Here is a 21,223-nt window from a genome sequence, read left to right on the forward strand (position 1 = left end):
TCTCATAAACTACATAGTGTGATCTTCAAGATGATCGGCGACGGACGGCCCTACCCGGACCACGGCCTCTCGCACCGCGAGTGGGCGCAGATACCGCCACGGCAGATCCGGCTCGACACCCTGATCACCACGAAGGCGGTGCTGGACCTGCACTCCCTGCTCGCCAAGGACTCCACCTTCTACGGCGATCTGTTCCCGCACGTGGTGCAGTGGCGCGGCGAGCTGTACCTGGAGGACGGCCTGCACCGCGCGCTGCGGGCGGCGCTGCACCAGCGCTCGATCCTGCACGCCAGGGTGCTGGAGCTGCCGGGCGACTGAGCCGGCGCGGCCCGCCGGAGGGGCGGGAGGGCGGAAAACGGAAAGGCTCCCGGCTGACGATGCCGGGAGCCTTTCGCTGTGGCGGTGGAGGTGGGATTTGAACCCACGGATGAGTTGCCCCATCACACGCTTTCGAGGCGTGCGCCCTCGGCCACTAGGCGACTCCACCGCGGAGCAGCTTACCGGATAACCGCTATTGCTCGCGCATCCGCCGGACGGAGAAGAAATCGGTGAGGATCCCGGCGCACTCGTCGGCCAGCACGCCCCTCACCACCTCGGGCCGGTGGTTGAGGCGGCGGTCCCTGACGACGTCCCAGAGCGAGCCCACGGCGCCGCCCTTGGCGTCGGCGGCGCCGTACACGACGCGGTCGACCCGTGCCAGTACGGCGGCGCCGGCGCACATCGTGCAGGGCTCCAGGGTCACCACCAGCGTGCAGCCGTCCAGCCGCCACTCCCCGCGCGCCCGCGCGGCCCCCCTCAGGGCGAGGACCTCGGCGTGGGCGGTGGGATCGGCCAGGGACTCGCGATCGTTGCCGGCCCGGGCCAGCACGGCGCCCTCGGCGTCCACGACGACCGCGCCGACCGGCACCTCTCCGCGGGCGCCGGCCCGCGCCGCCTGGTCGAGGGCGAGCCGCATCACGGGGATGTAGCCGGCCTCCACCCCGGAACCGCCGGGTCCGGCGGGCCCGCCGGGCCCCGCCACGGTCATCGCAGCCGGTCGAGCTCGTCGGCGAACGAGAGCCGCTCGGCGATGACCGAGAGCGTGTCCGCGGGGAGGACGCCCTCCTCCATGCTGAGCTCGATCAGCTCCTCGGAGGTGACGCCGAGGTCGTCCAGCAGCTCGAAGTCGCCGGCGGGCCGTACGCCGATCTCGGGCGTCTCCTTGGTCGGCGCGACCCCGGCCAGATCGCTGAAGATCTCCCCGATCCCCTCCGAGAGTCCCGCCTGCGCGTCGGAGAGGAAGGCGCGGGGCTCCTCGTCACCGTCGTAGCGGACGATCCCGAACCATTCGTCCTCCACCTCCACGCACAGCAGGACCAGTTCGTCGCCGTCGAGTCCGAGGTGCTCGGTGACGGCGTCACCGAGGTCGTCCGCCATCTCGGCGGAGCCGAGATCGACCTCCGCGCCCTTCCACCCGTCGGGGGTGCGGACGAAGGCCGCCGAGAACACGCTGCTTGCTGATGGGCTGGAGGACATGGCCGATCTCCCAAGGTCAGCCGAACATCGAGTCGATGGCGCGTTCGAACGGCTCGGAGAATCCCAGCCGCGCGGCGATGCTGGACAGCACGTCCTCGGGAAGCAGGTCGACGTCGCCGGAGAGGATGCCGAGCTCCATCTCGTCGAGGCCCAGGTCCGCGAAGATCGAGAGGTCGCCGGCGGGAAGGGCGGTGTCCTCGTCCTGGAGGATCGCGTCGAGCTCCTCCTCGTCGGGCACCGGCACGTCGAGGTACTCCAGCACCTGCTCGGCGAGCGGGAAGTCCCAGGACGCGGCGATGTCGGACAGGAAGACGTCCACCCGCTCGCCGAACACCCGTAGCGCCACGAAGAACTCATCCCCAACGGCGACCAGCAGGCCGTCCAGGTCGGAGGTGAGGGCCGTGGGGAGCACCTCCGCCTCCCATACGTCGTCCTCGCGGTAGACGACGATGGCGAAGTCGAGTGCCTCTTGATCTGACATGGCCATCCCCACCGATGCGTTCTCTCCGGGCGTCAATGCTTTCAGAACCAGCCTGCGAGCGTACGTCTCTCCTACCAAATCGTGATCAAACTCAAAGTGAAAGTGGGGCACATCACGTACGGACTCCGCCGTTATCCCTCACCTCGGCATACGGGATACCGTTGGCCTCCATGGAGACCCTGGTCGTCGACCACCCGCTGGTGGCACACAAACTGACCGTGCTGCGGAACGCGGAGACGGATTCACCCACATTCCGTCGCCTCGCCGACGAGCTCGTGACCCTGCTCGCCTACGAGGCCACCCGGCACGTCCGCGTGACCGACGTGACCGTGCAGACCCCGGTCGCGCCGGCCAGCGGGGTACGGCTGGCGCAGCCGTACCCGCTGGTGGTGCCGATCCTGCGGGCGGGCCTGGGCATGCTGGACGGCATGACGAGGCTGTTGCCGACGGCCGAGGTGGGTTTCCTCGGGATGATCCGCAACGAGTCGACGCTCAAGGCCGAGACCTACGCCACCCGCCTGCCCGACGACCTGTCCGGCCGCCAGGTCTACGTGGTCGACCCGATGCTCGCCACCGGCGGCACCCTGGCCGCGGCCGTCGAGTTCCTCTTCGAGCGCGGCGCGTACGACGTGACCGCGCTGTGCCTGCTGGCCGCCCCGGAGGGCATCGCCCACATGGACCGGGTGTTCGCGGGCAGCGGCCGGCCGATCCGCCTGGTCACCGCGGCGGTGGACGAGCGGCTGGACGAGAACGGCTACATCGTCCCCGGCCTCGGCGACGCCGGTGACCGTCTTTACGGGGTCGTCTGAGAAAACTTCCCTTCCGATAGAAGGGGCGTTCTACAACTTTCGACTCCGTAATGTTACTCTCTGGGTACTCAGAGTAGCGAAAGCGGCTCTTGCGTGCCCCGGTCCGCGAGGGCCGCGGGCGCATACCAGGGAGAACCATGAGCGAGCGAATCACGCCGGGCAAGGAGCCCGACCCGTACGAGGCCGTCAGCGCCGCGCTGCGGGCCGAGTTCTCCGGGATCCATCCGGCCGCCACGGTGACCCGCTGCGTGGAGGCGGCGCACTACGGCGCGCTGGAGGTGACCGGCCACGTCCATCCCGGACTGGTGGAGCGGATCGCCCGCAAGCATCTCGAGGTTCTCGCGCTCGTCGCGAGCGAGCGCGGGTGACCGGGAAAAAGCCATTCTGTCCGATTCGCCAGGTCTACGAACGGGGCCAGACGTAATGGACCGAAGCGCTTTACCCGGCGAATGGCATGGGTAATGTATACGGCGGGTGCAGTGGGTTAGCGGTTGCAGGAGGCCGAAGTGCAGGTCAAGAAGGTTCTTACGTACGGCGGTATTGCTTTTGTGGCGTTCTTCCTGTTCACCCGACCAGGTGACGCCGCCAGCACGGTGAGGAGCGCCATGGACACTGTGTACAACGCGGCCGACTCTCTGGCCCAGTTCGTCTCCCATCTGTCATGAGGCTTGTGACCCACGGGGACTCAGCTCCCTCGTCGGTCAACCGCTACCTGCTCCCCCACGAACACCAGGTCATCATGGTGCGGCGTCACCCGGCCGTACTGCTCCGCCCGGTCGCCGAGGTCTTCGGCGGCCTGATCATCGCCGGGCTGCTGAGCAAGTGGCTCGGCGACCAGGGCGGCGGCGGCGCCCTCGTCGTCGTCTGGTGGGCCTGGCTCCTGCTGCTGATCCGCTTCGTCTGGAAGGTGGCGGAGTGGTCGGTCGACTACTTCGTCGTCACGTCCAAGCGGATGCTGCTCACCACGGGCCTGATCACCCGCAAGGTCGACATGATGCCGCTGGGCAAGGTCACCGACATGAGCTTCCAGCGGTCGCTGCTCGGCCGCATGATGGGGTACGGCGAGTTCGTCCTGGAGTCGGCCGGCCAGGACCAGGCCCTGTCGAGGATTCCCTACATTCCCTATCCCGAGACGCTCTACCTTGAGGTATGCCAGATGATCTTCCCCGGGGGAAGCGACGATGATTAGTGCCTCTTCGTCCTTTACCGCGGTGTCTTAGAGGAGAGTCCACCCGATATTTTTCACGCGGGGTTACCTTATTCGACTGCTTCGTGCAATCATGGCGGGAACATTGACCATCCCCCGCCCTGAGAGATCAGATGCCGAGTCAGGGAACCATCGGTGACCGCGTCCGCGGACTGCGGCTCAGTAGGCGCATGTCTCAGGCCCAGCTGGCCGGGCCTGACCTCTCCGACAGTTACGTCTCTCTCATCGAGTCCGGCAAGCGCACGCCGACTCCCGTGGTCGCGCGCCTCCTCGCCGAACGCCTGGGCTGCACCACCGAGTTCCTGCTGCACGGCATCGAACCGCGCCAGCGCATCGACACCGAACTCGGGCTGCGCCATGCCGAACTGGAGCTCCTCCACGGCGACCCGTCCGTGGCCGCGGAGCGGTTCGGTGAGATCGTCAAGGTGGCAGGCGAGGAGAACGTCCTGCTGGGCGCGCACGCGCGGTTCGGCCGCGCCCGGGCGCTGGAGGCCCAGGGGAGGATCGGGCCGGCCGTGGAGGCGTTCGAGTGGCTCCGCCGCGAGGCGGCCGCCCACCCCGAGCGTCTGGCCGACCTGCCCCTCACCGTGGCGCTGAGCCGCTGCTACCAGCGCGCCGGAGACATCCTGCGCGCCCGCGATCTGGCCGCCCAGGCGCTCGTCCAGGTCGAGAGACTCGCTCTGACGCAGGGCGAGGTCGCCGTCGATCTCGCCGCCTCCCTCATGGAGACCGAGAACCCCCGGCAGCCGCGTTCGCCGGGCAGGGCCTACATCCGCCGGGTTCTGGCGGACAACGGCATGCCCGCCGTGGTCAACCGCACCGCCGAGATCCACGCGCTGTGGCGGGCGAGCCTCGTCGCGGCCGAGGGCGAGGACTCCGCCTTGGCCGTGCACCTGGCCGACGACGCCATCGCGACCGGCCGACCGGCCCGGATGGCGTTCCGGCTCGCCGGTGTCGCGACGAGCTGGGCGCGGCTGGCCGCGTCCACGGGTGAGGAGCCGCTGGAGCAGGCGGGTGAGCTGGTGACCGCCGCCGGCCGCGTCTTCGCCGCGTTCCCCGGGGCCGTCCACGAGCACGCCCGGAGCCTCGTCGCCCTCGCCCGGGTGCGGTTCGCCGGCGACGACCCCGAGAACGCCGCCCGGCTGGCCGGGGCCGCCCTCGCCATGCTGGACGGGCGGGCCTGCCCCGTCGCGGCGACCGCGCAGCTGCTGCTCGCCGAGATCGCGCTCGCCCACGGCGACCGCGACGTGCCGGTCATCCTGCACCGGGCCGGGCAGCTGCTCGACAGGCCGCGCCCGGCGGGCTCCGCGCCCGACCGCGAGGCGGCACGGGCCTGGCGTGAGCTGGGTGACCTGTACGGACGAGCCGGAGCGGGCGAGGAACAGGCGGGCGCGTATCGTAAGGCTCTGGAAGCCGCCGGAGTGCGCAGCGCGATGGTGGGGGTGACGGTCGACTCCGCTCTGGCCCGGTAGAGATCGGCGCTCCGCCGGAACTGGATTTGTTTTCAAGCCTCCGGAATAATTAGGGTCTACCAGTCATTGACTCATAGGATGATTGGTTTCCCCGGAGGAGGCGGACTGTGAGTCTGCGTACGGCGCAGCGCGCGTCCCTCGTCGACCAGGTGATCGATCAGCTCAAGGAGCAGATCACATCGAACTCCTGGCAGATGCACGCGAAAATCCCTACCGAGACCGTGCTCGCCGAACAGCTCGGGGTCGGACGCAACACCGTGCGCGAGGCCGTACGAGCGCTCACCCACGCCGGGCTGCTGGAGTGCCGCCAGGGTGACGGCACCTACGTCCGCGCGACGAGTGAGCTTTCGGGGGCCATGCAGCGGAGGCTGCGCACCGCCGAGCAACTGGAGATCCTGGAGGTGCGGCGCGCCCTGGAGGTCGAGGCCGCCCGCCTGGCCGCGACCCGGCGCACCGACGCCGACATCGCCCGCATCCGGAGCGCCCTGGCCGAGCGCGAGCGGGCCTGGGAGTCCGGCGGGCCCGAGGCTTTCGTCGAGGCCGACCTCGCCTTCCACATCGCGGTCGTCGAGGCGACCCACAACCGGGTGCTGAGCGACCTCTACGAGGACTTCTCGGCCGCCCTGCGGGCCAGCATCACCGCCGCGGGCACCTCCATCAACAGCACCTACATCCCGCACGACGCCATCGCCCGCGCCATCGCGGACGGGGACGTGGCCGCCGCGGAGCGCGCCGGTCACGCGTGCATGGAGCACATCCTGATCTCCCTGACCGAGGCCCAGGAACTGGCCAACTGATCCGCGGGCCCGACCGGCACATGGGAACGCCCCGTCTCCTCCCCTCCGGGGTCGCTGGGGAGGCGGGGCGTTCTCGCGTCTCAGGACCGGCGTTCCCGCGTCTTCCGGGACGACCAGGGCGGCGTCACACCGCGCGCAGGGACATCGTGAGGTAGCGGAAGGCGGGGTCGGCGTCGCCGGGGACCTCGGTGATGAGCGCCGGACGGCTGGAGGACTGCATGTGAATCCGGGCGAACTCGGTCTCGACCCCGCTCAGGCCGTCGAGCAGGAAATGCGCCTGGAAGGCGATCTGGATGGCGTCGCCGGACAGCTCGACGTCCATGGACTCGGCGCCGCGGCCGATCTCGCCGCCACCCGCCTGGATGAACACCTGGCCGTGGTCGAACGACAGCCGGATCGCGGTGTTGCGCTCGGCGACCAGCCCGACCCGCCTGATCGCCTCGATGAACGGGGCCACCCGCACGTCGGCCCGGATCGGCCAGTCCTCGGTCAGCCGGGAGCGGTAGTCGATGAACTGCTCATCGAGCAGGCGGACCGTGGTGCTGCGGTCGACGCTCTCGAATCCGGCGACGCCGTCGCCCAGCCCGATCGACACCTCGCCCCCGCGCAGCGACTTGGCCACCTCGACGAGTGCCCGTGCGGGCACCACGGCGGCGGCGGTGGCATCGGGCCGCTCCGGCCGCCAGTCGAACTCCCGGGCCGCGATGCGGTAGCGGTCGGTGGCCGCCATGGTCACGGTCTCGCCGGCGATGTCGATCCGGACACCGGTCAGCATGGGCAGCGCCTCGTCGCGGCTGGTGGCGGGGGCGACCTGCCCGACCGCGGTCGCGAAGACGCCGCCGCCGATCGCGCCGAGCCTCGCCGGCGTCGCGGGCAGGGCGGGGAAGTCCTCCACCGGCATGGTGGGCAGGCCGAACTCGATGCTCCCGCAGGTCAGCACCGCCTCGGCCCCGCTGGTGACGATCTCCACCGGCTGGGCGGGCAGGCTGCGGGTGATCTCTGCGAGAACCCTGCCGGGGACGAGCGCCCGGCCGGGCTCGGCCACGTCGGCCTCCGCCGAGACCCGGGCGGAGACGTCGTAGTCGAAGGCCGAGAGCACGATGTCGTCTCCGGCCTCCAGGAGAAGGCCGGAGAGCACGGGGACGGTCGGGCGGCTCGGCAACACCCGGGCCGACCAGGCCACGGCGTCTGCCAGGACATCACGGTTAACCCGGAGCTTCACCTGATCATCCCTTCGTCCTGAACGGCACGGCGGAATCGCGGGCCGTACCCATCAGAAGGTAGCCGGTGTGACCGACAGAACCCCCGCAAAGCCCATATGCTCCGGCGTTTCCCGAAAGCCGGGCCGTTCCCGCGCGGGGCCGGGTGTCAGGATGACCGCGTGGCCCCACGCTTCCCCGGTGATGGCGCGGTTCAGCCCGGCCCTCCGCGCGACGTCGCGGCCGGGGGCCTCGTGAAGGTCTCAGCTCTCCCGGGCCGCGTCGAGGTAGGCCAGGACGGCGAGGACCCTGCGGTTGTCGTCGTCCGACGGGCCGAGGCCGAGCTTGCCGAAGATGCTCGCCGTGTGCTTGCCGACGGCGCTCTCGCTGAGGTACAGGCGCTGGGAGATGGCGGCGTTGGAACGCCCCTCGGCCATCAGTGACAGCACCTCCCGCTCCCGCGGGGTCAGCGCGCCCAGCGGCTCGTGCCGGGCGTTGCTGGCCAGCAGCTTGGCGATCACCTCGGGGTCCATCGCGGTGCCCCCGTCGGCGACCCGGCGGACCGCGTCGACGAACTGCCCGGAGTTGAACACCCGGTCCTTGAGGAGGTAGCCGATCCCGCCGGAGCCGTCGGCGAGCAGCTCACGCGCGTACAGCTGCTCGACGTGCTGGGACAGCACGAGCACCGGCAGGCCGGGGACCTCCCTGCGGGCGGCCAGCGCGGCCTGGAGGCCCTCGTCGGTGAACGTGGGCGGCAGCCGCACGTCCACCACGGCGACGTCGGGGCGCTCGCCGACCAGCGCCCGCAGCAGCTCGGGCCCGGTCTCGACCGCCGCGACGACCTCGAACCCGTGGGCCTGGAGCAGGTGGACCAGGCCCTCCCTCAGCAGGTGGAGGTCCTCGGCGATGACGACGCGCGGGCTCACCGGTCCGTCTCCAGGAGTGCGCCGGCCCGGGACATCAGGTGCCGGCGCGAGTGTGCGACGGGGATCGCCATGGCCATACCGTACAGGGCGAGACCCATGGTGATGTTGAGGACGATCAGCGGCCACTGCCACGGCGAGGGCAGGTGCAGGGCGAGGAACCAGCTCTTCTCCCCGGCGCCGAAGATCTTCAGGAACATCGGGACCAGCCCCTGCGGGAACAGCGGCAGCCAGCCCAGACCCCAGCCGAGGGCGACGACGACGCCCTGCCGCTTCGTCAGCGGCGGCTTCTCCCGCTCGGCGCCGGGCACCCTCGCGAGCGGCAGGTCGATCGTGGCCGTGGTCGGCCCACCGGGCGGGCTGTTCAGCGCGAGCACCCCATCGAAGGCCGCCAGCCGCCGCTCGACGCCACGCAGGCCGCTGCCCCGTGACGGGTCCGCGCCACCCGAGCCGTCGTCGGTGACGGTCACCCGCAGCGCCCCACCCCGGATGCCGATGTCGATCCACACGCGGTCGGCGCCGCCGTGCCGGGCCGCGTTGGTGAGCAGCTCGCTGACCGAGAAGTAGACCGCCGACTCGACGGGGGACTCCGGCCGGATCTTCAGGTCGACGGTGACCGAGACCTTCAGCGGGCTGTCCAGTGCCAGCGCCCGTACCGCGTCGCCCAGGCCGCGCTCGGCCAGCACCGGCGGGTGGATGCCCCTGACCAGGTCGCGCAGCTCGGTCAGCGCCACCGACGACGCGTCGCGCGCCTTGGCCAGCAGCGCCTTGGCCGCGGCGGGGTCTTTGTCCACCAGCTCCTCGACCGCGCCGAGCGTCATACCCATGGCCACCAGCCGGGCCTGGGCGCCGTCGTGCAGGTCACGCTCGATCCGTCGCAGCTCGGCCGCCTGGGAGTCGACCGCCTCCTGCCGAACCTGGTCGAGCCGCTGGAGGCGGCCGGCCAGGATCGACCTGACGGTGGGCGCGAGGCACAGGTGGGTCCACCAGCCGTAGAGGCGCAGCAGCCACGGCACCGCGGCCACCCCGGCCGCGGCGACGGCGAGTCCCAGCGGCGCGGCCTGCGGGGCCCAGGTCCACGACAGGGTCAGGCCGTACCAGACCGCGGCGAGGGGCAGGAGCAGCAGGCTCCCGCCGGCGAGCGGGTTCAGCCAGAGCCAGGCCAGGTCCCGCCAGGTGGCCGGGTCGGTGAACATCCACTTCCAGCGGTCGTTCCACGCGGGCCACCACGGCGTCTTGTAAAGCTGGCGCTCGTAGCGGTACCAGCCGTCGGGCTGGGGCCTGGGCGGCGGCGGGGGCGGCAGGTAGGGCGGCGCCGTCTCGGCGCCCAGCCACCTGCCGGCCAGCCGCCGGGCGAGCATGGTGCGGCGCCGGACGAGCCTGTTCACCGGTATGAAGCAGAAGAAGATCAGGCCCAGCGCGGTCGTCACGGCGGTGAGCAGGGTCAGCACCAGCAGCGGAATGTCGAGCAGGGCCAGTGCGCCCAGTCCCGCCGCCCGGCCGAAGATCACCGCGTGTCGTCTCATGTCCAACAGTGTGGACGACCGGCGCCGGCCGCCCAATGAAGCCGGCCGCACTCCCGGGGTGTGGCTAGGTACACCCGGCCGGGTGCCCAGGTGGATTCCGCGTGATCCGCCGGATTCCTAACGTCGTCGTCATGAAGGTCATCGAAGTCAGCGATCTCCGCAAGGAATACCGCGGCAGGAACGTGGTGGACGGCGTCTCGTTCACCGTCGAGGAGGGCGAGATCTTCGGCGTCCTCGGTCCCAACGGCGCGGGCAAGACCACCACCGTCGAGTGCGTGGCGGGCCTGCGCGTCCCCGACTCCGGCACCGTCCGAGTGCTCGGCGGCCTGAGCCCCGACGAGGTCAGGAGGAACCTCGGCGTGCAGCTGCAGAGCTCCGCGCTGCCGGCGAAGATCAAGGTGTGGGAGGCGCTCGACCTGTACGCCTCCTTCTACCCGGCGCCCGCCGACACCGGCGCGCTGCTGGAGCGGGTCGGGCTCTCCGCCAAGCGGGACGCCTACTACGGCAAGCTCTCCGGCGGCCAGCAGCAGCGGCTTTCCATCGCCCTGGCGCTGGTCGGCCGGCCCCGCGTGGCGATCCTCGACGAGCTGACCACCGGCCTGGACCCTCAGGCCCGCCGCGACACCTGGGAGCTCATCGAGCAGGTCCGCGCCGACGGGGTGACGATCGTGCTGGTCACCCACTTCATGGAGGAGGCCGAACGGCTCTGCGACCGGCTCGCGTTGATCGACTCCGGCCGGGTGGTGGCCCTCGACAGCCCGGAGGGGCTGGTGTCGCGGATCGGCAGCCCGCAGCGCGTACGGTTCCGGCCCTCCCACCCGTTCGACGACGCGATCCTACGAGCCCTGCCGGAGGTGACCGAGGTGCGGCACGAGAACGGCCGGGTCGAGGTCTCGGGCACCGGCGACCTCCTCCCGCCGGTCGTCTCCGCCCTGACCGCGGCCGGCGTCATACCGGCCGACCTGCGGGTCGAGCAGGCCACCCTCGACGACGCCTTCCTCGCCCTGACCGGAAAGAAGATCTCCGCATGAACAAGATGATCATCACTGAGGCCAGGCTCTTCCTCCGCGACCCGGCCGGGCCGATCTTCGCCATCCTGCTCCCGCTGGCCCTCCTGCTGGGGCTGGGCAGCATCCCCGGCTTCGGCGAGCCGGACCCGGCGCTGGGCGGGCAGCGGGTCATCGACACCCAGCTCCCCGGCATGATGGTGATCCTGTCGGTGGTGACGATGGCGCTGACGGCGCTGCCGGCCACGCTGGTCGCCTACCGGGAGAACGGCGTGCTGCGCCGGATGTCCACCACCCCGGTCAGTCCGGTCCGGCTGCTGGTCGCCCAGGTGGTGAACAACCTCGCGGTGGCGGTCGTCGCCACCGTCCTGCTGATCGTGCTGGGTCATCTGTTCCTCGGCGTGGCCGTACCCCGGAACCTCCTGGCGTTCACCGGCGTGTTCACGCTCGGCACCGCCTCGGTGCTCGGTCTCGGCCTGCTGGTCGCCGCCGTCGCGCCCAGCTCGAAGGTCGCGTCCGGGATCGGCTCGCTGCTGATGTTCCCGCTGCTGTTCGTGGCGGGCATGTGGATCCCCCGCGAGCTGATGCCGGACCTGATTCGCCGGATCGGCGACTTCCTGCCGCTGGCGCCGTTCGGCCAGGCGATCCGCGACACCTGGGCGGGCCACGCGCCGCAGCCGCTGCACCTGGCGGTGATGGCGGTGACCGTGCTGGCCACCGGCGCGCTGGCGGCGCGGCTGTTCCGGTGGGAGTGATCCGGGGCGGGTCCCGGCGGCACCGGCCCGATCACGGCGACCGACGCCGCCGCACCGGTCACGGCACCGCCCGGATCACACCGCCGCACCGGTCACGGCACCCGGACGGCGTCGACCGGGTCGCGGCGGCCGGGCGCCGCAGGCCGGGTGGCGCCGTTGACGGTGAGCATGATCGAGTAGAGCGAGGTGGTGGCGGTGACGAACAGCAGGTTGCGCTTGGGGCCGCCGAAGCACAGGTTGGACACCGCCTCGGGGAAACGGATTTTTCCGATCAGCGTGCCGTCCGGGTCGAAGCAGTGCACACCGTCCCCGGCCGCGGCCCAGATCCGCCCGTCGGTGTCCACGCGAAGACCGTCGAAGATCCCGGAGGAGCAGGTGGCGAGCACCGCGCCGCCCGTGAGCGCGCCGTCCTCGCCCACCCCGAACGCCCGAAGGTGACCGGCCCGGGTGTCGACGACGTAGAGCGTCGACTCGTCGGGGGAGAAGGCCAGGCCGTTGGGGCGGACGAAGTCGTCGGCCACGATCGCGACCTCCCCGGTGACCGGGTCCACGCGATAGACGTGGCAGGCTCCGATCTCGCTCTCCGCCCGGTGCCCCTCGTAGTCGCTGTCGATGCCGTAGGACGGATCGGTGAACCAGATCGAGCCGTCCGACCGCACCACCACGTCGTTGGGGCTGTTCAGCCTCCGCCCCCGCCACCGGTCGGCGATGACCGTGATGGAGCCGTCGTGCTCGGTTCTGGTGACCCGGCGGTTCCCCTGCTCGCAGGAGACCAGCCGGCCCTCGCGGTCGACGGTGTGGCCGTTGGCGTGTCCGGCGGGCTGCCGGAACGTGCCGACCGCGCCGGTCGTCTCGTCCCAGCGGAATATCCGGTCATTGGGGATGTCGCTCCAGAGCAGGAACCGGCCCGCGGGGAAGTAGACCGGGCCCTCGGCCCAGCGGCAGCCCGTGGCGAGCCGCTCGATGCGGTCGTCGCCCCGGCATGCCCGGAACCGGTCGTCCAGGACCTCAAAACGTGCCTCGATCACTTCCATATTGCACCTTCCGAATCTCATCCTGCGTGAACCTAATCTCACAAGACATCATTCGGTCAAGTAGCGAATTACGGATTGTGGTTCGGCGCTACGATGTCATCGTGGACGACATCGACCGTGAACTCCTCGCCCTGCTCCAGGCCGACGCCACCCAGTCGTACGCGGCGCTCGGCGAGGCCGTCGGACTGTCCAGCGGCGCCACCCACGAGCGCGTGCGCAAACTCCGCCGGCGCGGGGTGATCAGACGGACCTCGGTGGAGGTCGACCCGGCGGCGGTGGGCAAGGGCGTGGCCGCGTTCGTGATGATCGACGCCAACGCGTGGATGGGCGGCGCGGAGACGGCGGAGGCACTGGCCGCGCTCCCCTGGATCGAGGAGGCCCACGTCGTCGCCGGGTCCGCCTCGCTGCTCGTGAAGGTGCGCACCTCCAGCACCGAGGACCTGCAAGCCGTGCTGAAACACCTGCACGGTGTGCGCGGCGTCACCGGCACCCGGACCGTGGTGGTGCTGGAGACCTTCTTCGAGCGTCCCCTCGACCCCCGCGGCGACCGGCCCTGACCCTCCCGGGACGCCCGGGACCGGCGGTCGTCTGTGCGACGCTTGGCGGCATGCTGACACTGGCGCACATAAGCGACACCCACATCGGGGGTTCCCCCGACAGCGTTGAGAGGACCCGGGCCGTCATGCGGCACCTGGACGGCCTGCCCGGCCCGCTGGACGCCGTGATCGTGACCGGGGACGTCGCCGACCACGGCACGGTCGAGGAGTACGAGACCGCGCGCGAACTGCTCGCCTCCCGCCACCCCACGGTCATGTGCCCGGGCAACCACGACACCCGGGCGGCGTTCCGCAAGGTCCTCCTCGGCCAGGACGGCGACGGCGACGGCCCGGTCGACCAGGTCCTGCGGCTCGACGGCCTGACGGTGGCGCTGTGCGACTCCAGCGTCCCGGGCCGGCCGGAGGGCTTCCTCTCGGACGAGACGCTCGCCTGGCTGGACGCCGTCCTCGCCGAGGACCCCGGTACGCCCGCTCTGGTGGGCATGCACCATCCGCCCGTGTCGCTGGGCATCCCGTACGTCGACGAGATCCGCCTGCGCGCGCCGGAGCGGCTGGCGGAGGTCCTGCGGCGGCATCCGCGGGTGACGGCGGTGCTCACCGGCCACGCCCACACCGCGGCGAGCACCACCTTCGCCGGACTGCCCGTGCTCGTCGCCCCCGGCGTCGTCTCGACCCTGCTGCTGCCGCAGGAGTCTCCCGCCGCCGAGCCGATCGACTACGGCTTCCCGCCGCAGATCTCCATCCACGTCCTCGCGGACGGCCGACTCACCACCCACACGCGCCCGGTCGTCACGCGCCCGGCCGGCTGACCGCGGCCCCGGCCGCTCCTGCTCCGGTTCCGGGTATCCCCGCCTCGCGGTACCGCTGCGGGCTGACGCCGAACGCGCGCTTGAAGGCGGCGCTGAGGGCGAACGGGCCGCCGTAGCCGACCTGCCGGGCCACCGCGCCGACGGTGGCGTCGGTCTCGCGCAGCAGGTCGGCGGCCAGGGCCAGCCGCCAGCCGGTGAGGAACGCCATGGGCGGCTCGCCGACCAGCTCGGTGAAGCGGCGCGCCAGCGACGCCCGGGACACGCCCGCCCCGGCGGCCAGCCCGGCCACGGTCCAGGGGTGGGCCGGGTCGTTGTGGATCATCCGCAGCGCGCGGCCCACCACCGGGTCGGCGTGCGCCCGGTACCAGGTCGGGGCCTCCGCCTCGGGCCGGGAGAACCACCTCCGCAGCACGGTGATGAGCAGAAGGTCGAGCAGCCGGTCGAGGACGGCCTCCTGGCCCGGGTCGTCCCTGACGATCTCCTGGTCGAGCAGCGCGGTCAGGGAATGGTCGCCGCCCTCCCCGGGGAGGACCAGCAGCGGCGGCAGCGCCGTGAGCAGCCGCCCGCTGACCTCCCCGCGCATCTGGTAGGTGCCGGTGAGCAGCACCGTCGATCCGTCGGAGCTGTTCCCCCAGGTGCGCACGCCGAGGCCCATCTCCTCCTCCAGCGGCTCGCCCTCCAGCGTGGTGCAGCGCTGGCCGGGGTGGATCACCACCTGCCAGGGGGTGGCCGGGTCGTCGGCGACCGTGTAGGGGTCGGGGCCGCGTGCTATCGCGACGTCCCCCGCGTCCAGCCGTACGGCCTCGCCGTCGTCGGGGATCATCCACGCCCGGCCCCGCGTCACGGTGACCAGGGTGAGCGGGGCCTCGTCCTGGATCCGCAGGGACCACGGGGGATCCAGGAGCGAGCGCAGCAGGAAGGCCCGGTGGGCCCGCGGCCCGTCCAGCAGACCGGCGAGTGCGTCCATGACCTCATCCTAGACGTTCAAATATGAAATCTCGCCCTTCGGGTATTTGGAGTCTCATCCGGAACGCTTAACCGGGGATGGAGATGTCGTGGGCTCCGGGGCCCGGACGAGACAGGGTGACGAGTACGCCCACCCTCTCCGCGATAGACGCTCGAATATGATGATGAGCTTTTACGCCATGGAAAGTCTCATCGAGCGGTACTTGACTGGAGACATGCAGAAGACAACGGTGATTGTGGGCGGCACGGGCAAGACCGGCCGCAGAGTGGCCGCGCGGCTCGCGGCCCAGGGTCTGCCGGTGCGGGCCGTCTCTCGCTCGACCGCGCTCCCGTTCGACTGGGAGGAGCCGGCCACCTGGGCCCCCGCGCTGCGGGGCGCGGAGGCGGTGTACGTGACGTACCAACCGGACCTGGCCGCCCCCGGATCGGTGGAGGCGATCGGCGCGTTCGCCCGCCTGGCGGCGGGAAGCGGGGTCCGGCGGCTGGTGCTGTTGTCGGGCCGGGGCGAGGAGGAGGCCCGCGCCTGCGAACGGGAGGTGGAGGCGTGCGGCACCGACTGGACGATCCTGCGGGCGAGCTGGTTCTGCCAGAACTTCAGTGAGCACCACCTGCTGGGACCGGTGCTCGACGGAGTGATCACTCTGCCGGCCGGGACGGTGGCGGAGCCGTTCGTCGACGCCGAGGACATCGCGGACGTCGCCGTCGCGGCGCTGACACGGGACGGCCACGCGGGCCGGATCCACGAACTGACCGGCCCCCGCCTGCTCACCTTCGCCGACGCGGCTCGGGAGATCGCCGAGGCGGCGGGCAGGGATGTCCGGTACATGCCGATCTCTCCGCAGGAGTACACTGCCGGACTCATGGGACAGGGCATGCCGGCCGGGGAGGCGGCCATGCTTGCCGGACTGTTCGCCAGGGTCCTGGACGGACGCAACGCCCACCTCGCCGACGGCGTCCGGCGCGTCCTGGGCAGGGAGCCCCGTGACTTCACCGACTACGCCCGCGAGACCGCCGCGACCGGCGTCTGGAACGCCTGACCGCATCTGACCGTCCGGGCGCCGGAGACCCGCGCCACCGAAGCGGCCCGCGCCCGCCCGTGCGGAGCGGGCCCGCGCCCGCTCCCGAAGGGTCCGCCTCCCCGTGCGGACATCCGACCCCTGTTCATGGAGAAAGCGATGTTCGAGTTGTTCAGAAGCGCCGCCCTGGTCGCGTCCGCCCTCGCCATGGGCCTCACGGCCGGCCTGTTCGCCGCCTTCGCCTACGCGGTCATGCCCGGTCTGGGCCGCGGCGGCGACCGCACCTTCGTGGAGGCGATGCGGCAGATCAACGTGGCCATCCTCAACGGCTGGTTCGCCCTCGCCTTCGGCGGCGCGCTGGTGCTGACCCTGCTGGCGGCGGCGCTCCATCTGCGCGGGGACGGCCGGTCGGCGCTGCCCTGGATCGTGGCCGCCCTCGTGCTGTACGGCCTCGTCCTGGCCGTGACCTTCGCGGTCAACGTGCCGCTCAACGACCGGCTCGCCGCGGCCGGGACCGGTGACCTCGCGGCGGCGCGCGAGCACTTCGAGGCGGCATGGGTGCGCTGGAACGTCATCCGTGCGGCGGCGTCGACGGCGGCCTTCGGCTGCCTCGCCTGGGCCCTGGTGGTCCACGGGGCATCGGCCGCCCCGGGCGGCGGGGCGTAGGACGCGCGGACCGCCCGGGCGACGCGGTAAGGGGCCTGCCGACGGGATGGCGGAGGTTCCACAGGTGCCGCGTCCGGAAGCGGCGTCGAAGAGGACGCTCAGCGGCGGAAAACCCTTTGACGCCGCGACGGGCCCCTCCTAGGATGCCGGGCATGGCTCTGCCCCGGATCTCCTAGCTCGGACCCAGGTTTCGCGTCATTCCTGTGTCCTTGAGCGAATCCGGAGTGCATCTCCATGCTTACCGTAAGTGATGTCCATGTTCGTATCGGCGCCCGTACCCTCCTCTCTGACGCCTCCTTTCGCGTCTCCCCCGGTGACAGGATCGGCCTGGTCGGCCGGAACGGCGCCGGCAAGACCACGCTGACGAGGATCCTCGCCGGTGAGGAACAGCCCGCCGCCGGCACCGTGACCGTCGTGGGCTCCGTCGGGCACCTCCCCCAGGACCCCCGGACCGGCGACCTCGGTGTCACCGCGCAGGACCGCATCCTGTCCGCCCGCGGCCTCGACGAGGTCGTCCGCTCACTGCGCGCCACCGAACTCGCGATGGCCTCGGACGACCGGAAGGCCCGGGAGAGGGCGATGCGGGCCTACGCCCGCGCCGAGGAGGAGTTCCTCGCCCGCGGCGGGTACGCCGCCGAGGCTGAGGCCGCCCAGGCGGCGGCCGGCCTCGGACTGCCCGGCCGGGTGCTCGCCCAGCCGCTGGGCACCCTGTCCGGCGGGCAGCGCAGACGGGTCGAACTGGCCCGCGTTCTGTTCGCCGGCCACGACACGCTGCTGCTCGACGAGCCCACCAACCACCTCGACGCCGACTCGATCTGGTGGCTGCGCGACTTCCTCCTCTCCTACCGGGGCGGGCTGGTCATGATCAGCCACAACACCGGCCTGCTGGAGGCGACCGTCAACCGGATCCTCCACCTGGACGCCGACCGCGCGGTCATCGACGTCCACAACGTCGGCTGGCGCGCGTACCTCGCCCAGCGCGAGACCGACGAGCGGCGGCGCAGGCGCGAGCGAGCGAACGCCGAGCGCAAGGCCGGCTCCCTCCTCGCCCAGGCGGACAGGATGCGCGTCAGTATCGGCACCGCGAGCGCGGCGAAGAACATGGCCCGCCGCGCCCACCGCATGCTCGCCGGACTCGAACCCGAACGGCGCGCCGCCAAGGTCGCCCGGATCCGGCTGCCCGAACCGGCCCCCTGCGGCAGGACGCCGCTCACCGCGACCGGCCTGTCCAAGTCCTACGGCTCACTGGAGGTCTTCACCGGCGTCGACCTGGCCGTGGACCGCGGCAGCCGGGTGGTCGTCCTGGGCCTGAACGGCGCGGGCAAGACGACCCTGCTGCGGATCCTGGCGGGCCGTGAGCGGCCCGACACCGGTGCGGTCGTCCACGGGCACGGGCTCCGCCTGGGCTACTACGCCCAGGAGCACGACACGCTGGACCTCGCGCGTTCGGTCCGGGAGAACCTGGCGGCCGCCGCGCCGCATCTCGCCGACGGCGAGGCCCGGCGGATCCTCGGCTCGTTCCTGTTCTCCGGCGACGACGCCGGCAAGCCGGCGGGGGTGCTGTCCGGCGGCGAGAAGACCCGGCTCGCCCTGGCCACGCTGGTCTGCTCCAGCGCCAACGTGCTGCTGCTCGACGAGCCCACCAACAACCTCGACCCCGCCTCGCGGCAGGAGATCCTCGGCGCGATCCGCGGCTACCGGGGGGCCATCGTGCTCGTCACCCATGACGAGGGCGCGGTGGAGGCACTCGAACCCGACCGGGTCCTGCTGCTGCCCGACGGTGTCGAGGACCTCTGGTCGTCCGGCTACGCCGACCTGGTGTCGCTCGACTGACATCGCCTTCCGCTCCCGGCCCCCGTTTCCGGAACCGGCGGGCCGGGATACGGATGAACAGGCGTACGGCTTCCGGAGGTAACCTTCATCGACCCACTCGGTGGTGAGGCCCCACCCGGCCCGGCAGGAGATCACGCACATTGTCCGAGCGACACGACCACACCGAACCCCGCCCCGGCACCCCGGACACCCCGGATGGCCCCGATGCTTCGGCGCCCGCGGGCGGGGGCCGTCCCGGCCGCCGGGACCTGCGCGCCGACTGCGAGCGGTGTTTCGCGCTGTGCTGCGTCGCCCCGGCCTTCGCCGCCTCCTCGGACTTCGCCATCGACAAACCCGCAGGGAAGGCCTGCCCCAACCTGCGGGACGACTTCCGCTGCGGCATCCACCGCGACCTCAGGAAGCGGGGCTTCGCGGGCTGCACCGTCTTCGACTGCTTCGGGGCGGGCCAGAAGATCTCCCAGGTCACCTTCGGCGGGCGCGACTGGCGGCGGTTCCCGGAGACCGCTGGCCGGATGTTCGAGGTGTTCCCGGTCATGCGGCAGCTCCACGAGCTGCTGTGGTACCTCACCGAGGCGCTCGCCCTGCGCCCGGCCCGGCCGATCCACGCCGAGCTCGGCCGCGCGCTCGACGAGACCGAGCGCCTCACCCGGAGCGCCCCGGAGGAACTGCTGGAGCTGGACCTGGAGGCGCACCGGCGGGACGTCAACGCCCTGCTGCTGCGCGCGAGCGAGCTCGCCCGCGCCGAGGTCCCGGCACAGGACCGGGGAGCCGGAAAGGCCCGGGGCAAGGGCCAGGGCAGGGGTCAGGGGAAGGGCCGCGGCAAGGATCTCCGGGGAGCGGACCTCATCGGCGCCAGGCTGCGGGGCGCCGACCTGCGCGGGGCCAGCCTCAGGGGCGCCTACCTCATCGGCGCGGACCTGCGCGGGGCCGACCTGCGCGGGGCCGACCTCATCGGGGCGGACCTGCGGGGCGCCGACCTGCGCGGCGCCGACCTCACCGGGAGCATCTTCCTCATCCAGTCGCAGCTCGACGCGGCCCGGGGCGACGCCACCACGAAGTTGCCGCCGGTGCTCGCCCACCCGGCGCACTGGTCACCCGCCGCGGACGCCGCGGCCCGCTGACGTACGGCCGGCCACCGCGGGGCCGGAGCGACGTCGTGGTCGGGTCAGTGCGGGGCCATGTCGACGAAGCGGCTGTAGTGGCCCTGGAACGCCACGGTGACCGTCGCGGTGGGACCGTTACGGTGCTTGGCCACGATCAGGTCGGCCTCGCCCGCCCGGGGCGACTCGCGCTCGTAGGCGTCCTCCCGGTGCAGCAGGATGACCATGTCCGCGTCCTGCTCGATGCTTCCCGACTCGCGCAGGTCGCTCACCATCGGCCGCTTGTCGGTTCTCTGTTCCGGACCTCGGTTGAGCTGGGAGATGGCGATGACCGGCACCTCCAGCTCCTTGGCCAGGAGCTTGATCGCCCGGGAGATCTCCGAGACCTCGTTCTGGCGGCTCTCGGTCTTCTTCGGCGAGGACATCAGCTGGAGGTAGTCGATGATGACGAAGCGCAGGTCGTTGCGCTGCTTGAGGCGGCGGCACTTGGCCCGGATCTCCATCATCGACATGTTGGGCGAGTCGTCGATGAACAGCGGCGCCTCGGCCACCTCGCCCATCCGCCGGGCCAGCTTGGCCCAGTCGTCGTCGGTCATCGTGCCGGACCGCATGTTGTGCAGCGCCACCCGGGCCTCGGCGGACAGCAGACGCATCGTAATCTCGTTTCTGGACATTTCCAGAGAAAAGATCACAGTCGTCATATGGTGCTTGATAGCTGCTGATCTGGCGAAATCCAGTCCCAAAGTGGACTTGCCGATCGCCGGTCGGGCCGCGACCACGATCATCTGGCCGGGGTGCAGGCCGTTGGTGAGGGCGTCGAGGTCCTGGAAGCCGGTGGGCACGCCGACCATCTGGCCGTTCCGGCCGCCGATGGCCTCCAGCTCGTCGAGGGCGCCCGGCATGATCTCGGCCAGCGGGACGTAGTCCTCGGAGGTGCGCCGCTCGGTGACCTTGTAGATCTCGGCCTGGGCGCGGTCGACGATCTCGTCGACCTCCTCGTCCTGCCCGCCGTAGCCGTAGGAGACGATGCGGGTGCCGGCCTCGATCAGCCGCCGGAGGATGGCCTGTTCGCGGACGATCCGCGCGTAGTAGCCGGCGTTCGCGGCGGTCGGCACGACGGCGGTGAGGGTGTGGAGGTAGGCGCCGCCGCCGACGCGGGCCACCTCACCGCGTTTCTGCAGCTCGCCGAATACGGTGACCGCGTCGGCGGGGTCGCCCCGGCCGTAGAGCTCGGTGATGATGTCGTAGATGATCTGGTGGGCGGGACGGTAGAAGTCGTCGGCCCGCACGACCTCGACCACGTCGGCGATGGCGTCCTTGGACAGCAGCATGCCGCCCAGGACGGACTGCTCGGCCTCGATGTTGTTGGGAGGGGTGCGTTCGAATCCGGGCTCGAAGACGGGCGGTTCCGCGATGCTCACCGAGCACCCCCTCTTTCGAACAAAGTTGCGACACCTCTATTGTTACCCGGCCGGTCTGACAGTCTCGTCGCTTTCCGCGCCACGTCGCAACGCGACCTGTCGACAGAGGTGTGGATAAGGTGTGCACTTC

Annotated in this window: 24 protein-coding genes and 1 tRNA gene; 15 read left to right on the forward strand and 10 right to left on the reverse strand. The window is 71.3% G+C overall.

What is annotated here, in order from left to right:
* The first annotated feature begins 18 nt into the window (after nucleotides 1-18).
* Nucleotides 19-318: a type II toxin-antitoxin system VapB family antitoxin gene (locus ACQP10_RS37495; protein WP_179821747.1), complete on the forward strand. Its 300-nt coding sequence runs from the start codon at nucleotides 19-21 to the stop codon at nucleotides 316-318.
* Nucleotides 319-397: 79 nt separating this feature from the next.
* Here ACQP10_RS37495 and ACQP10_RS37500 read toward each other — a convergent pair.
* The 4 genes from ACQP10_RS37500 to ACQP10_RS37515 all read right to left on the reverse strand — a co-directional run bounded on the left by ACQP10_RS37500 (nucleotide 398) and on the right by ACQP10_RS37515 (nucleotide 1,996).
* Nucleotides 398-487: transfer RNA gene (locus ACQP10_RS37500), tRNA-Ser, on the reverse strand.
* Between the two features lie 24 nt (nucleotides 488-511).
* Complete coding sequence (tadA, locus tag ACQP10_RS37505) at nucleotides 512-1,027, reverse strand: tRNA adenosine(34) deaminase TadA (RefSeq protein ID WP_386150708.1); 516 nt, start codon at nucleotides 1,025-1,027, stop codon at nucleotides 512-514.
* The gene (locus ACQP10_RS37510) at nucleotides 1,024-1,515 is read right to left on the reverse strand and encodes a tRNA adenosine deaminase-associated protein (RefSeq protein ID WP_179821746.1); all 492 of its coding nucleotides are present in this window, start codon (nucleotides 1,513-1,515) and stop codon (nucleotides 1,024-1,026) included. Before ACQP10_RS37510 ends, tadA begins: the two co-directional genes overlap by 4 nt.
* Nucleotides 1,516-1,531: 16 nt before the next feature.
* Entirely contained in the window at nucleotides 1,532-1,996 is a 465-nt protein-coding gene (locus ACQP10_RS37515; RefSeq protein ID WP_433540613.1) for a tRNA adenosine deaminase-associated protein, read from the reverse strand.
* Nucleotides 1,997-2,166: 170 nt separating this feature from the next.
* On the opposite strand from ACQP10_RS37515, the gene upp reads away from it, so the two are divergent.
* The 6 genes from upp to ACQP10_RS37545 all read left to right on the forward strand — a co-directional run bounded on the left by upp (nucleotide 2,167) and on the right by ACQP10_RS37545 (nucleotide 6,281).
* Nucleotides 2,167-2,805: a uracil phosphoribosyltransferase gene (upp, locus tag ACQP10_RS37520; RefSeq protein WP_346018339.1), complete on the forward strand. Its 639-nt coding sequence runs from the start codon at nucleotides 2,167-2,169 to the stop codon at nucleotides 2,803-2,805.
* A 137-nt stretch (nucleotides 2,806-2,942) separates the two neighbouring features.
* Nucleotides 2,943-3,173, forward strand: a complete 231-nt coding sequence (locus ACQP10_RS37525) for a hypothetical protein (RefSeq protein WP_189246931.1) — start codon at nucleotides 2,943-2,945, stop codon at nucleotides 3,171-3,173.
* Between the two features lie 138 nt (nucleotides 3,174-3,311).
* A complete protein-coding gene (locus ACQP10_RS37530; RefSeq protein WP_179821737.1) occupies nucleotides 3,312-3,470 on the forward strand; it encodes a hypothetical protein in 159 nt (52 codons plus the stop codon).
* On the forward strand, nucleotides 3,467-3,994 hold the full coding sequence (locus ACQP10_RS37535) for a PH domain-containing protein (RefSeq protein ID WP_179821735.1): 528 nt from the start codon (nucleotides 3,467-3,469) through the stop codon (nucleotides 3,992-3,994). The genes ACQP10_RS37530 and ACQP10_RS37535 overlap by 4 nt, the downstream gene beginning before the upstream one ends.
* Nucleotides 3,995-4,125: 131 nt before the next feature.
* Entirely contained in the window at nucleotides 4,126-5,484 is a 1,359-nt protein-coding gene (locus ACQP10_RS37540; protein ID WP_346018338.1) for a helix-turn-helix transcriptional regulator, read from the forward strand.
* Between the two features lie 107 nt (nucleotides 5,485-5,591).
* Nucleotides 5,592-6,281, forward strand: coding sequence for a FadR/GntR family transcriptional regulator (locus tag ACQP10_RS37545; RefSeq protein WP_179821731.1), 690 nt, complete (start codon nucleotides 5,592-5,594; stop codon nucleotides 6,279-6,281).
* 124 nt (nucleotides 6,282-6,405) lie between these two features.
* On the opposite strand, the gene dnaN is transcribed toward ACQP10_RS37545, so the two are convergent.
* The 3 genes from dnaN to ACQP10_RS37560 all read right to left on the reverse strand — a co-directional run bounded on the left by dnaN (nucleotide 6,406) and on the right by ACQP10_RS37560 (nucleotide 9,929).
* The gene (dnaN, locus tag ACQP10_RS37550; protein ID WP_346018337.1) at nucleotides 6,406-7,503 is read right to left on the reverse strand and encodes a DNA polymerase III subunit beta; all 1,098 of its coding nucleotides are present in this window, start codon (nucleotides 7,501-7,503) and stop codon (nucleotides 6,406-6,408) included.
* Between the two features lie 240 nt (nucleotides 7,504-7,743).
* Complete coding sequence (locus tag ACQP10_RS37555) at nucleotides 7,744-8,406, reverse strand: response regulator transcription factor (RefSeq protein WP_179821727.1); 663 nt, start codon at nucleotides 8,404-8,406, stop codon at nucleotides 7,744-7,746.
* Nucleotides 8,403-9,929, reverse strand: a complete 1,527-nt coding sequence (locus tag ACQP10_RS37560; RefSeq protein WP_433540614.1) for a sensor histidine kinase — start codon at nucleotides 9,927-9,929, stop codon at nucleotides 8,403-8,405. The genes ACQP10_RS37555 and ACQP10_RS37560 overlap by 4 nt, the downstream gene beginning before the upstream one ends.
* 131 nt (nucleotides 9,930-10,060) lie before the next feature.
* Here ACQP10_RS37560 and ACQP10_RS37565 point away from each other — a divergent pair, with 131 nt between their 5' ends.
* Together ACQP10_RS37565 and ACQP10_RS37570 are read left to right on the forward strand one after the other, a co-directional pair.
* Nucleotides 10,061-10,960: an ABC transporter ATP-binding protein gene (locus tag ACQP10_RS37565; RefSeq protein ID WP_433540615.1), complete on the forward strand. Its 900-nt coding sequence runs from the start codon at nucleotides 10,061-10,063 to the stop codon at nucleotides 10,958-10,960.
* Nucleotides 10,957-11,691 carry an ABC transporter permease gene (locus tag ACQP10_RS37570; protein ID WP_346018334.1) on the forward strand — a complete coding sequence of 245 codons (735 nt, stop codon included), beginning with the start codon at nucleotides 10,957-10,959 and terminating at the stop codon, nucleotides 11,689-11,691. The genes ACQP10_RS37565 and ACQP10_RS37570 overlap by 4 nt, the downstream gene beginning before the upstream one ends.
* 92 nt (nucleotides 11,692-11,783) lie before the next feature.
* Here ACQP10_RS37570 and ACQP10_RS37575 read toward each other — a convergent pair whose 3' ends face one another.
* Nucleotides 11,784-12,725 (reverse strand): SMP-30/gluconolactonase/LRE family protein, encoded by a 942-nt coding sequence (locus ACQP10_RS37575; RefSeq protein WP_346018333.1) that lies wholly within the window; start codon nucleotides 12,723-12,725, stop codon nucleotides 11,784-11,786.
* A 101-nt stretch (nucleotides 12,726-12,826) separates the two neighbouring features.
* On the opposite strand from ACQP10_RS37575, the gene ACQP10_RS37580 reads away from it, so the two are divergent.
* Both ACQP10_RS37580 and ACQP10_RS37585 read left to right on the forward strand, forming a co-directional pair.
* Complete coding sequence (locus ACQP10_RS37580; RefSeq protein WP_346018332.1) at nucleotides 12,827-13,282, forward strand: Lrp/AsnC family transcriptional regulator; 456 nt, start codon at nucleotides 12,827-12,829, stop codon at nucleotides 13,280-13,282.
* A gap of 50 nt (nucleotides 13,283-13,332) precedes the next feature.
* The gene (locus ACQP10_RS37585) at nucleotides 13,333-14,091 is read left to right on the forward strand and encodes a phosphodiesterase (protein WP_346018331.1); all 759 of its coding nucleotides are present in this window, start codon (nucleotides 13,333-13,335) and stop codon (nucleotides 14,089-14,091) included.
* Here ACQP10_RS37585 and ACQP10_RS37590 read toward each other — a convergent pair.
* Entirely contained in the window at nucleotides 14,072-15,058 is a 987-nt protein-coding gene (locus ACQP10_RS37590; RefSeq protein WP_346018330.1) for an AraC family transcriptional regulator, read from the reverse strand. The two genes, ACQP10_RS37585 and ACQP10_RS37590, sit on opposite strands and share 20 nt — an antisense overlap.
* Before the next feature lie 214 nt (nucleotides 15,059-15,272).
* On the opposite strand from ACQP10_RS37590, the gene ACQP10_RS37595 reads away from it, so the two are divergent.
* The 4 genes from ACQP10_RS37595 to ACQP10_RS37610 all read left to right on the forward strand — a co-directional run bounded on the left by ACQP10_RS37595 (nucleotide 15,273) and on the right by ACQP10_RS37610 (nucleotide 19,693).
* Nucleotides 15,273-16,094: an NAD(P)H-binding protein gene (locus tag ACQP10_RS37595; protein WP_346018329.1), complete on the forward strand. Its 822-nt coding sequence runs from the start codon at nucleotides 15,273-15,275 to the stop codon at nucleotides 16,092-16,094.
* A gap of 138 nt (nucleotides 16,095-16,232) precedes the next feature.
* The gene (locus tag ACQP10_RS37600) at nucleotides 16,233-16,739 is read left to right on the forward strand and encodes a DUF1772 domain-containing protein (RefSeq protein WP_433540616.1); all 507 of its coding nucleotides are present in this window, start codon (nucleotides 16,233-16,235) and stop codon (nucleotides 16,737-16,739) included.
* 234 nt (nucleotides 16,740-16,973) lie between these two features.
* Nucleotides 16,974-18,572: an ABC-F family ATP-binding cassette domain-containing protein gene (locus ACQP10_RS37605; RefSeq protein ID WP_346018327.1), complete on the forward strand. Its 1,599-nt coding sequence runs from the start codon at nucleotides 16,974-16,976 to the stop codon at nucleotides 18,570-18,572.
* A 248-nt stretch (nucleotides 18,573-18,820) separates the two neighbouring features.
* A complete protein-coding gene (locus ACQP10_RS37610; RefSeq protein WP_433541969.1) occupies nucleotides 18,821-19,693 on the forward strand; it encodes a pentapeptide repeat-containing protein in 873 nt (290 codons plus the stop codon).
* Between the two features lie 44 nt (nucleotides 19,694-19,737).
* Here the strand turns inward: ACQP10_RS37610 and dnaB are convergent, their stop codons facing one another.
* A complete protein-coding gene (dnaB, locus tag ACQP10_RS37615; protein ID WP_346018326.1) occupies nucleotides 19,738-21,093 on the reverse strand; it encodes a replicative DNA helicase in 1,356 nt (451 codons plus the stop codon).
* Between the last annotated feature and the right edge of the window lie 130 nt (nucleotides 21,094-21,223).

The sequence above is a fragment of the Streptosporangium sandarakinum genome, from assembly GCF_050942225.1.
Taxonomy (GTDB): Bacteria; Actinomycetota; Actinomycetes; order Streptosporangiales; family Streptosporangiaceae; genus Streptosporangium; species Streptosporangium nondiastaticum.

What these genes read in the sequence shown, in the direction of transcription:
- ACQP10_RS37595 (WP_346018329.1), top strand. Translation starts at nt 15,273, where the DNA reads ATGCAGAAGACAACGGTGATTGTGGGCGGCACGGGCAAGACCGGCCGC.
- ACQP10_RS37565 (WP_433540615.1), top strand. Translation starts at nt 10,061, where the DNA reads ATGAAGGTCATCGAAGTCAGCGATCTCCGCAAGGAATACCGCGGCAGG.
- ACQP10_RS37605 (WP_346018327.1), top strand. Translation starts at nt 16,974, where the DNA reads ATGCTTACCGTAAGTGATGTCCATGTTCGTATCGGCGCCCGTACCCTC.
- ACQP10_RS37600 (WP_433540616.1), top strand. Translation starts at nt 16,233, where the DNA reads ATGTTCGAGTTGTTCAGAAGCGCCGCCCTGGTCGCGTCCGCCCTCGCC.
- ACQP10_RS37515 (WP_433540613.1), bottom strand. Translation starts at nt 1,996, where the DNA reads ATGTCAGATCAAGAGGCACTCGACTTCGCCATCGTCGTCTACCGCGAG.
- ACQP10_RS37535 (WP_179821735.1), top strand. Translation starts at nt 3,467, where the DNA reads ATGAGGCTTGTGACCCACGGGGACTCAGCTCCCTCGTCGGTCAACCGC.
- ACQP10_RS37540 (WP_346018338.1), top strand. Translation starts at nt 4,126, where the DNA reads ATGCCGAGTCAGGGAACCATCGGTGACCGCGTCCGCGGACTGCGGCTC.
- upp (WP_346018339.1), top strand. Translation starts at nt 2,167, where the DNA reads ATGGAGACCCTGGTCGTCGACCACCCGCTGGTGGCACACAAACTGACC.
- ACQP10_RS37575 (WP_346018333.1), bottom strand. Translation starts at nt 12,725, where the DNA reads ATGGAAGTGATCGAGGCACGTTTTGAGGTCCTGGACGACCGGTTCCGG.
- tadA (WP_386150708.1), bottom strand. Translation starts at nt 1,027, where the DNA reads ATGACCGTGGCGGGGCCCGGCGGGCCCGCCGGACCCGGCGGTTCCGGG.
- ACQP10_RS37510 (WP_179821746.1), bottom strand. Translation starts at nt 1,515, where the DNA reads ATGTCCTCCAGCCCATCAGCAAGCAGCGTGTTCTCGGCGGCCTTCGTC.
- ACQP10_RS37525 (WP_189246931.1), top strand. Translation starts at nt 2,943, where the DNA reads ATGAGCGAGCGAATCACGCCGGGCAAGGAGCCCGACCCGTACGAGGCC.
- ACQP10_RS37585 (WP_346018331.1), top strand. Translation starts at nt 13,333, where the DNA reads ATGCTGACACTGGCGCACATAAGCGACACCCACATCGGGGGTTCCCCC.
- ACQP10_RS37590 (WP_346018330.1), bottom strand. Translation starts at nt 15,058, where the DNA reads ATGGACGCACTCGCCGGTCTGCTGGACGGGCCGCGGGCCCACCGGGCC.
- ACQP10_RS37570 (WP_346018334.1), top strand. Translation starts at nt 10,957, where the DNA reads ATGAACAAGATGATCATCACTGAGGCCAGGCTCTTCCTCCGCGACCCG.
- ACQP10_RS37560 (WP_433540614.1), bottom strand. Translation starts at nt 9,929, where the DNA reads ATGAGACGACACGCGGTGATCTTCGGCCGGGCGGCGGGACTGGGCGCA.